This is a genomic window from Bradyrhizobium sp. STM 3843 (genome assembly GCF_000239815.1).
In the GTDB taxonomy this organism is placed as follows: domain Bacteria; phylum Pseudomonadota; class Alphaproteobacteria; order Rhizobiales; family Xanthobacteraceae; genus Bradyrhizobium.
Genome location: NZ_CAFK01000070.1, coordinates 24,573 through 34,404 on the forward strand (window position 1 = coordinate 24,573; position 9,832 = coordinate 34,404).

The following is a 9,832-nucleotide window of genomic DNA, read 5'->3' on the forward strand; positions in this document are numbered from 1 at the left end:
GGGGCAGGGCGGCGATAGCGCCGAGAAGACCCAGGGTTTATATGACGGTGTCATGATGACCTTCGATCCGAATTCGCCTGAAATGCGCCGCCGCCGGTTTCGGCCGATCCCGGTGCGGATGCTCGTGCCCAACATGATCACGCTGCTCGCGATCTGCGCGGGCCTCACGGCAATCCGGCTGTCGACAGAAGGGCGGATGGAGCTGGCGGTGGCCGCGATCGTCTTTGCGGCTGCGCTCGACGGCATCGATGGCCGGGTGGCGCGCCTGATCAAGGGACAGTCGAAATTCGGCGCCGAGCTCGACAGCCTCGCCGACTTCGTCAATTTCGGCGTGGCGCCCGGACTGATGCTGTATTTCTGGCAGCTCAACGAGCTGCGCGACAGCGGCTGGATTGCCGCCATGGTTTTTGCAATCAGCATGAGCCTGCGGCTGGCGCGTTTCAACGCCACCTTGGACGATCCGAACAAGCCGCCATTCGCAGCGAATTTCTTTACCGGCGTGCCGGCGCCGGCGGGCGCGATCACGGTGTTGCTCCCGATCTATCTCGCTTTCCTCGGGATACCAAAGCCGCCGGCGCCCCTGACCGCCGTCTACACGCTGCTGGTTGCGTTCCTGATGGTGTCGCGGCTGCCGGTGTTCTCGGGCAAAACCATCCGGATGAGGGTGCCGCCCGAATTCGTGCTGGTGGTCTTTGTTGCGGTGGTGTTCTTCGTGGCGCTGCTGGTGGTCTATCCCTGGCAGATCTTGGCGGCGGGCTCGATCCTCTATCTGCTGAGCCTGCCTTTGGGCTGGCGGTCCTATCGCAACCACGCGGCTCGGCATTCGGCGGCGGTCGGCGCTGCCGCAGCGGCGAGCCCGGCGGCAGTCCCTGCCGCGACCTTCCAGGCTCCGGTCGGACGCGCTGCCGAGGACGAGCATCCACCGGAGCGGCTGCACTGATGTTGGGGGGCGCTTATGCGCCCCCGTCACTTTGCCCTCGCACTGGCGTCGTCTATACCGGCTCCAAGGGCGGCCTCGAATGGTCGTCCGCCAGCCCGGAGAAACGCCCGTGACCAGTCCTGCCGCCCCGCTCGATCCTTCCATTCTCGAATCGCTGGCGCGCTACGACACGCCGACGATCTGCAACGCAATGGAGGTCATCGCCCCCGAGCGGCGGCTGATCGGCTTCACCACCAAGCCGCTGGTCTGCCCGTTTCCCCAGCTGCCGCCGATGGTCGGTTATGCCCGCACCGTGACGATCCGCTCGGTGTTGAAATCAAGTCTGCCGGCGGACGAACAGGCCAAGCGCCGCATCGACTACTATGAATATGTCGGCACCGGCTTCGGCCCGCGCATCAGCGTGATCCAGGACATCGACGGGCCGGACGTCGGCTATGGCGCGTTCTGGGGCGAGGTGCAGAGCAACGTCCACAAGGCGCTCGGGTGCCTCGGCGTCATCACCGATGGCTCGATCCGCGACGTGCCGCAATGGGCGCCGGGCTTCCAGGCCCTGGCCGGCTCGATCGGGCCGTCGCATGCCTGGGTCCACGCCGAGAGCTTCGGCGGGGAGGTCCGCGTCGCCGGCATGACCGTGCGCTCCGACGATCTGATGCATGCCGATAGCCACGGCGCGATCGTGATCCCCTACGAGCTTGCGGAAAAACTTCCCGAGGCCGCCGAACTGTGCGGCCGCCGCGAGCAGCCGATCCTTGAGATCGCGCGCTCCAAGGACTTCTCGCTGGAGAAGCTCAAGGACGCGCTGAGGCGCTCGGCGGAAATCCACTAACCGCGACGAAGCGCTGATTGTGAGACGGAGGCCGCGGCATGGTCCGCGGCCCGCGCCGGCGGTGGCCCGGCACCAGGCCGGGTGCCGATGGTTAACCGGCAGTCGGATTTCGAGAGAATTTTAGCGATCGCGCTTTACCTGAAAGCTAGGCGTCCTCGCTATGGCATGTCGTCAGGGTGATGACATGCTCGGATCTGCTGCGAAATCGAGATTGATGGGACGGCTGGACGCGGCCGTCGAACGCGTCATGCGGCTGGCCGGCCGCTTCGGCAGTGCCTTGTTCGGGCTTGCGGCGATTGGCCTGGTCTGGACCGGCATCCTCGCCAACATCGCGGAAGATCATGCGCGCACCCAGGGATCTGCGCTGCGCAGCGGCGCCAACCTGACGCGGGCCTTCGAAGAGCAGATCATCCGCTCCATTCGCGCGGCCGACCAGACCTTGCTCTATGTCCGGGATTCCTATGCGCGGGATCCGCAGAATTTCGACATGTCGCTCTGGGTCAAGAACAGCCAGTTCCTGACCGATTTCTCGTTTCAGGTCGTCGTGATCGGCGCTGACGGCATCATGTTGGCCAGCAACATCGATCCGACGATGAAGGGCCTCGATCTGCATGACCGCGAGCATTTCCGCGTGCATGCCGAGGGCACCGACGACGTCCTGTTCATCAGCAAGCCGATCTTCGGGCGTGTCTCGAACAAATGGTCGATCCAACTCACGCGCCGCATCAACCTTCCGAATGGGGCGTTCGGTGGCGTGGTCGTGGTCTCGCTCGATCCGGAATATCTCACCAGCCTCTACCGTTCGGTGGAGATCGGCCAGAAGGGCATCGTGACGCTGGTCGGTCTGGACGGCATCGTGCGCGCCCGTGGCGGGTATGGGCCGAACGCCGTCGGCGCATCTCTGGTCGGAAATCCCGTCTTCAACGGTCTGCTGCGTCAGCAGAGCGGCTCCTATGCCGGACGCAGCCAGATCGACGGCATCCCGCGGATCTACAGCTATCGCAGGGTCCGAGACTATCCGCTGGGCGTGATCGTCGGCCAGGCCTCCGACGAGGTGTTTGCCGCATTCGCCGCCGATCGCGACCGCGACCTCGTGACTGGCGCGCTGTTGACGATGATCATCGCCATCATCACGATCCTCATCGTCCGTTACCAGACGGGACTGGCGAAGTCGCGCGATGCGGCGGAAGCCGGCACGCGGGCCCGCTCCGAGTTTCTGGCGATGATGAGCCACGAGATCCGGACCCCGATGAACGGTGTGATCGGGCTCGCCGACCTGTTGCTCTCGGCCGAGCTCGCGCCAGACCAGCGCAAGATCGCGACGACGTTGCGCGAGTCGGCGGACTATCTTCTGCAGCTGCTCAACGACGTGCTCGACTTCTCGAAGCTCGATGCGGACAGGCTCGAGATCGAGCACATCGAATTCGAGCTGCGCCGCTCCGTCACCACCACGGCCGATCTGTTGATGTCGCGCGCGCGGGAAAAAGGCCTGCAGCTCGTCACCAGCATTGCGTCCGATGTGCCTGATGTCGTGATCGGCGATCCCGCACGGCTTCGCCAGGTGCTGTTCAACCTGGTCGGCAACGCGATCAAGTTCACGGAGAGCGGCAGCGTCAGCGTGGACGTGCGTGCCGAGCCGGCGGGCGGCGGACATGCTGATTTCATCATCTCGGTCAAGGATACCGGGGTGGGCATTCCCACTGAGGCGATCGGGCAATTGTTCAAGCAATTCTCCCAGGTCGACAACTCCATCTCGCGCCGGTTCGGCGGCACCGGGCTCGGACTTGCGATCTGCAAGCGTCTGGTCACCTGCATGGGCGGCGAGATTTCCGTCCAGAGCAAGGTCGGCCAAGGCAGCACATTCACGTTTTCCGTCCGCGTGCAGCTGCGGCCGGCCGATGAAGCGGCCCCGCTCGATCCGGCTCCTGCCGCGACGAACGAGCCTGCCGCGGTCGCCGCCAGCGCCGCGCTTGCGCCGCTCAACATCCTCATTGCCGAGGACAACCTGACCAATCAGTTCGTGATCAAGAAGCTGCTCGACAAGCTCGGCCACAATTATGAGATCGTCGAGAATGGCGTCCAGGCGGTCGCGGCCGTCCAGAAGCAGAGCTACGACCTGATCCTGATGGACATGATGATGCCCGAGATGGACGGGCTGACCGCGACACGAATGATCCGCCAGCTGCCGGCGCCCGCCCGCGATCTGTACATCATCGCCTTGACCGCGAATGCGGCCAGCCAGGATCAGCTGGCCTGTACGGAGGCGGGAATGAACGACTTCGTGACCAAGCCGGTCACGCGTGATCGGTTGAGCGCTGCGCTGCTTCGCTCGACCGCGGCCCAACAACGGAAACAAGAAAGGCTGGTGGCATGAGCGACGGCGTGCAGATCGATCAGGCGGTCTATCAGGTGCTTTGCTCGGAGCTCGGCGACGAAGATGCCGCTGAAGTCCTGCGCACCTTTCTCTCCGATACGTCCGGCAAGTTTGCGGGTCTCGAGGGCAAAATCGGGAACCCTGCGGAGATGACGCGCGAGGCGCATTCGATCAAGAGCTCGGCTGCGACGTTCGGCTTCCTGACCCTGTCGGAGCTCGCCCGGGCGCTCGAGTTTGGTGCGGCGAGCCTGGAGCAGGCGGAGATAGTGCTGCTCGTGCAGAGGATGCGGCAAGCCTTTGCCGAAACGCGCCATTTTGCCGAGACGCGGCTGCTGAGCAGCGCAGCCGCCTGAGCGGGCGATGCTGCGGTCAGTGCTTTCGTATTTACCGTTTGTTATGCCTACCAAAATCGGTAACCCGTCCTTAATGGCGCATACGTAGGGTTTCGCTCACGCGGTTCCGCACGACCGCGTCCAGCATGGTGCGCGTACGCGGGTGGAGTAAGCTCATGGATATTATGACGGGCGCGGGGCTCGTGGCGGGCATGATCGTCATCGCGACGATGATGCTGCTTGGCGGCGATCTTGGGATGTTCGTCAGCGAGCACGCCGTCATCATCATCTTCGGCGGCTCGTTCTCGGCCACCATGATCCGCTTCCCCCTCAACGCAATCGTCCATGGCGTTCCGCTCGGCATCAAATACGCTTTCACCATGAGCCGGCTCTCTGCGCGCGAGCTGGTGGACGAGCTGGCCCGCATCGCCGAGATCGCCCGCAAGCAGGGCCCGGTCGGGCTGGAAAAGGTGGAGACCGACGAGCCGTTCCTGGCCAAGGGCATCCGTTACGTCGCCGACGGCTACGACCTCGAATTCATCCGCGACAATCTCGAGCGCGATCGCGACAATTTCCTGATGCATCTGGACGAAGGCAGCAAGATCTATCGCGCGGTCGGCGACTGTGCGCCGGCCTTCGGCATGGTGGGCACCCTGATCGGCATGGTGCAGATGTTCGCCAACATGACCGATCCGTCCAAGCTCGGTCCCTTCATGGCCACCGCGTTGCTCGCCACCCTTTACGGGGCGCTGGTGGCGAACCTGTTCTGTCTGCCGATCGCCGACAAGCTGCACGGCAAGCTGCTCGACGAGGAGACCAACCGCACCCTGATCATCGACGGCATCCTGATGATCCGGGACTCCAAGAGCCCGGCGCTGGTGCGGGAAATGCTGCTGGCCTACCTGCCGGAGAAGCATCGTCATGCGGAAGGCGAGCCGGTGCCGGCCTAAGTCGGCCACAGGCGCTGCAATCCGGGGGGCTTGAAGGATGGCGAAGAAAAAGCGCGGCGATGCACATGGCGGCGGTCACGGCTGGTTCGTGACCTTCGCCGACCTGATGGGACTTCTGGTCAGCTTCTTCGTGATGCTGGTCGCCTTTTCCACCATGGACAACGCCAAGCTGAAGATCGTCGCAGGCTCCATGCGCGACGCCTTCGGCGTGCAGACCGAATCGCGCTACTCCGGCATCGTGGAATCCGACGGCCTGCCGACCCGCCCGCGCCTGAAGAACGCCGCGCATATTTCGCCCGAGGAAACCTCGCGTGAACCGAGCCCCGAGCAGGAAGAGCGCAGTTTCACCAACGGCGCGAAGCTCAAGGTCGACCGTCAGTTCGCGCTTGCCGCGGCATCCTTGCGTCAGGCCCTGCAGGACATGCCGGAGATGACGGAAATCTCCAAGCACATCATGTTCGAGGAGACCAAGCAGGGATTGAACCTGGAGATCGTCGACCAGGACGGCCGCTCGATGTTCGCCGACGGCTCCAAAGTTCCCTATGAGCGCACCCGCCGCCTGATCGAGAAGCTCGCCGCTCCGCTGAAGGCGACGCCGCTGCGCGTCCAGATCACCGGCCACACCGCGGCCGGGTTCGTGCCTGACCGTAGCGATTACGGCGCGTTCGATCTGTCTGCCGACCGGGCCAACGCGGTTCGCCAGATCCTGGAGCGGGAAGGATTCCCAGCCAGCCACATTTTCGCGGTGTCCGGCAAGGCCGACACCCAGCCCCTGTTCCCGGACGATCCCTCGCTGGCGGCCAACCGCCGGGTCACCATCACCCTGATGCGCGAGGACCCCCCGCTGCCGCCGGACTTGAAGCCTTGACCAGGCTGTCCTAGTTACTGGCCGAGCAACCGCGACGGAAAGGCCCGTCGCGCGTCGGTTGGCGAGCCGCTGACGGCAGGTTGGAAGGCGCGCAGCAGGGAAATCGGTACCATAGATCGAAAGTTTATGCGTTTTTGCATGGCCCTGGCCAAATTTAGGGCTAGGCTATGCAGCAGGCGCAGGGCTATAAGCCCCGCGCATTGCAAATGGTGCCGTGAAGCATTTTGAGGCCCCAGTTCTCATGACCAGTAACGTCGCAGCCACGCCCGCGGAGACGCCGGCGACCAATGGGCATGGCAGCGCCCATTCGACGGCCAGTTACGCCGCGCTCACGCTCGGCAGCATCGGCGTCGTCTATGGCGATATCGGCACCAGCCCTCTCTACGCTCTGCGCGAGGCGGTGATGGCCGCGAGCAGCGGCGGAGAAGCGGCACCGCACGCGGTGCTTGGCGTGATTTCGCTGATCCTGTGGGCGCTCATCGTGGTGGTGACGCTCAAATATGTGGTCATTCTGCTGCGTGCGGATAACCACGGGGAGGGCGGCACGCTCGCCCTGATGGCGCTGGCGCAGCGCGGCGTCACCAAGGGCGCCGGCGTCATCGTCCTGCTCGGCATCATCAGCGGCGCCTTGTTCTACGGCGACGCGGTGATCACGCCCGCTTTGTCGGTGTTGTCGGCGGTCGAAGGTATCAAGCTGGTCACCTCGTCGCTCGACCCCTACGTCGTGCCCGTCACGCTTCTGATCCTGGTGCTACTGTTCGCGGTGCAGGCGCGCGGCACCGCGAAGGTCGCGGCCTTTTTCGGGCCTGTCATGCTGATCTGGTTCCTGGTGATCGGGATCGCGGCTGTCCCGCCGATCCTCCGCCAGCCGGAGGTGCTGTGGGCGATCAATCCGTATCTGGCCGTGTCGTTCATGCTCCATCACGGCCTGATCGGCTTTGTCACGCTGGGCGCCGTGTTTCTGGCAGTGACCGGCGCTGAAGCCCTGTATGCCGATCTCGGCCATTTCGGCAAAAAGCCGATCCAGACCGCCTGGCTGTTCATCGTGCTGCCGTCGCTGGCGCTGAACTATCTGGGGCAGGGCGCCTTGGTGATCGGCGATCCCAAGGCGGTCGAGAACCCATTCTTCCTGATGTTTCCGGACTGGGCGCTGATCCCGATGGTTGGACTTGCAACGGTCGCGACCGTGATCGCAAGCCAGGCGGTGATCACCGGCGCCTATTCGCTGACGCGTCAGGCGATCCAGCTCGGGCTGTTGCCGCGCTTCGAGATCCGCCACACCTCGGAAGCGCATTCCGGCCAGATCTACATTCCCCGCATCAACAAGTTGCTGCTGGGGTCGGTGGTGCTGCTGGTGCTGATGTTCAAATCGTCCAGCGCATTGGCCTCGGCTTACGGCATCTCCGTCACCGGCACGATGGTGGTGACTGCGATGATGGGTTTTGTCGTGGTGTGGAAGGTCTGGAAGTGGGCGCCGATTGCAGCGGCGGCGCTGATCGTCCCCTTCCTGTTCCTCGACCTGACCTTCCTGGCCGCCAACCTGCTCAAGGTGTTCGAGGGCGGTTGGGTGCCGCTGGCGCTCGGCGGCTTCGTGATGACGCTGATGTACACGTGGCGGCGCGGCAGCCGGCTCTTGTTCGAGAAATCTCGCAAGCTGGAATTCCCGCTCGCCGACCTCGTCGCCATGCTGGAAAAGCGCCCGCCGCAGCGCGTCCCTGGCACCGCGGTCTTCCTGACCAGCGATCCGCTGAGCGCGCCGACCGCGCTGATGCACAGTCTGAAGCACTACAAGGTGCTGCACGAGAAGAACGTGATCCTGACCATCGAGACTGCGACGACGCCGCGCATCGACCCGTCCGAGCGCGTGCGGCTCGAGCAGGTCAGCCCGACCTTCACCAAGGTGACTTTGCGCTTCGGCTTCATGGAATCGCCGAACGTGCCGCGAGCGCTGGCGATCGCCCGCAAGCTCGGCTGGCAATTCGACATCATGTCGACGTCGTTCTTCCTGTCCCGCCGAGCCCTCAAACCGGCGGCGCATTCCGGCATGCCGCGCTGGCAGGATCATCTGTTCATCGCGTTAAGCCGCACCGCCAACGATGCGACCGACTATTTCCAGATCCCGAGCGGGCGCGTCGTCGAGGTCGGCACCCAGGTGACGGTCTAAGCGGCAGGTTCGGGCGGAGGCGCGTGTCAGGCCTGTCGCCACGACGCTTGATTTTCACCTCGTCCGGAGTGAGGTTGCAGAGAGCAGGGGGCTGGTATCGCCCCGCGAAGGGTTGGAGGACAGGCGTGGCAGTGGTGCATGATTTGACGCCGCAGGAGGTGGCGAAGGGGATCGCGGAAGGCCATTATCTTCTGGTCGACGTGCGTGAGCCGAACGAAGTTGCTGCGGAAGCCTATCCGGATGGAATTGTCGTCTCACTGTCGACCTTCGATCCGAAGGCCATTCCTGATCCGGCCGGAAAACAGGTCGTGTTCGCCTGCCGCTCCGGCAAGCGCTCGGTGACGGCTTCGCTCGCCGCGCAGTCGGCTGGCTTGCCCTACGACAAGCATCTGGCAGGCGGAATGCTCGGCTGGAAGGCCGCAGGCCTGCCCACCAAGACCGGCGGTTAAGCGCGACTATGACCTCGATGAACAAGGTCTTCGCGGACCTTCCCGTCACCATTTTCGAGGCGATGTCGCAGGCCGCGCGCGACAACAACGCGATCAATCTTGGTCAGGGCTTCCCGGACGATCCCGGGCCCGAAGATATCCGCCGCGCTGCGGCCGACGCCGTCTTGAACGGCTACAACCAGTATCCCTCGATGATGGGGCTGCCGGAACTGCGGCAGGCGATCGCTGCGCATTATGCGCGCTGGCACCAGCTCGACCTCGACCCGATGAGCGAGGTGATGGTCACCTCAGGCGGCACGGAAGCGCTGACCTCGGCGATCCTGGCCGTGGTCGAGCCCGGCGACGAGGTGATCTGCTTTCAGCCGGTCTATGATTCCTATCTGCCGATCATCCGCCAGGCCGGCGGCATTCCGAAGCTGGTGCGGCTGGAGCCGCCGCATTGGCGGCTGTCGGAGGAGATGCTGCGCTCGGCTTTCACGCCGAAGACCAAGGCGGTGCTATTCAACAATCCGCTCAATCCGGCTGCCGTCGTCTATCCGCGCGAGGATCTCGAATTGCTGGCGCGGTTCTGCCATGAGTTCGACGCGGTTGCGATCTGCGACGAGGTCTGGGAGCACGTGGTGTTCGACGGCCGTGAGCATATCCCGCTGATCACCATTCCCGGCATGCGCGACCGCACCATCAAGGTCGGCTCGGCCGGCAAGATCTTCTCGCTGACCGGCTGGAAAATCGGCTTCGTCTGCGCCGCGCCGCCGCTTCTGCGCGTCGCCGCCAAGGTGCATCAGTTCCTGACTTTTACGACAGCGCCCAATCTGCAGGTCGCGGTCGCCTACGGGCTCGGCAAGTCCGACGACTATTTCCTCTCCATGCGTGCAGAGCTCGCGCGCAGCCGCGACCGGCTGACCGCCGGACTGGAGCGCCTGGGCTTT

General features: G+C 64.3%; 9 protein-coding genes. All 9 read left to right on the plus strand.

Annotation, left to right across the window (positions count from 1 at the left end; genetic code table 11):
- The first annotated feature begins 55 nt into the window (after positions 1–55).
- Positions 56–940: a phosphatidylcholine/phosphatidylserine synthase gene (locus tag BRAS3843_RS09810; RefSeq protein WP_008968689.1), complete on the plus strand. Its 885-nt coding sequence runs from the start codon at positions 56–58 to the stop codon at positions 938–940.
- 79 nt (positions 941–1,019) lie between these two features.
- Entirely contained in the window at positions 1,020–1,766 is a 747-nt protein-coding gene (locus BRAS3843_RS09815; protein WP_085966939.1) for an RraA family protein, read from the plus strand.
- A gap of 184 nt (positions 1,767–1,950) precedes the next feature.
- Positions 1,951–4,140, plus strand: coding sequence for a hybrid sensor histidine kinase/response regulator (locus BRAS3843_RS09820; RefSeq protein WP_008968691.1), 2,190 nt, complete (start codon positions 1,951–1,953; stop codon positions 4,138–4,140).
- Positions 4,137–4,493, plus strand: coding sequence for an Hpt domain-containing protein (locus BRAS3843_RS09825; protein ID WP_008968692.1), 357 nt, complete (start codon positions 4,137–4,139; stop codon positions 4,491–4,493). Before BRAS3843_RS09820 ends, BRAS3843_RS09825 begins: the two co-directional genes overlap by 4 nt.
- A 155-nt stretch (positions 4,494–4,648) precedes the next feature.
- Positions 4,649–5,422 carry a MotA/TolQ/ExbB proton channel family protein gene (locus tag BRAS3843_RS09830; protein WP_008968693.1) on the plus strand — a complete coding sequence of 258 codons (774 nt, stop codon included), beginning with the start codon at positions 4,649–4,651 and terminating at the stop codon, positions 5,420–5,422.
- Between the two features lie 37 nt (positions 5,423–5,459).
- Positions 5,460–6,290 carry a flagellar motor protein MotB gene (locus BRAS3843_RS09835; protein ID WP_008968694.1) on the plus strand — a complete coding sequence of 277 codons (831 nt, stop codon included), beginning with the start codon at positions 5,460–5,462 and terminating at the stop codon, positions 6,288–6,290.
- 241 nt (positions 6,291–6,531) lie between these two features.
- Positions 6,532–8,454, plus strand: a complete 1,923-nt coding sequence (locus tag BRAS3843_RS09840; protein WP_008968696.1) for a potassium transporter Kup — start codon at positions 6,532–6,534, stop codon at positions 8,452–8,454.
- 125 nt (positions 8,455–8,579) lie between these two features.
- Positions 8,580–8,903: a rhodanese-like domain-containing protein gene (locus tag BRAS3843_RS09845; RefSeq protein ID WP_008968697.1), complete on the plus strand. Its 324-nt coding sequence runs from the start codon at positions 8,580–8,582 to the stop codon at positions 8,901–8,903.
- A gap of 8 nt (positions 8,904–8,911) precedes the next feature.
- Positions 8,912–9,832 (plus strand): aminotransferase (locus BRAS3843_RS09850; RefSeq protein WP_035981266.1); only part of this gene is annotated, 921 nt, incomplete at its 3' end.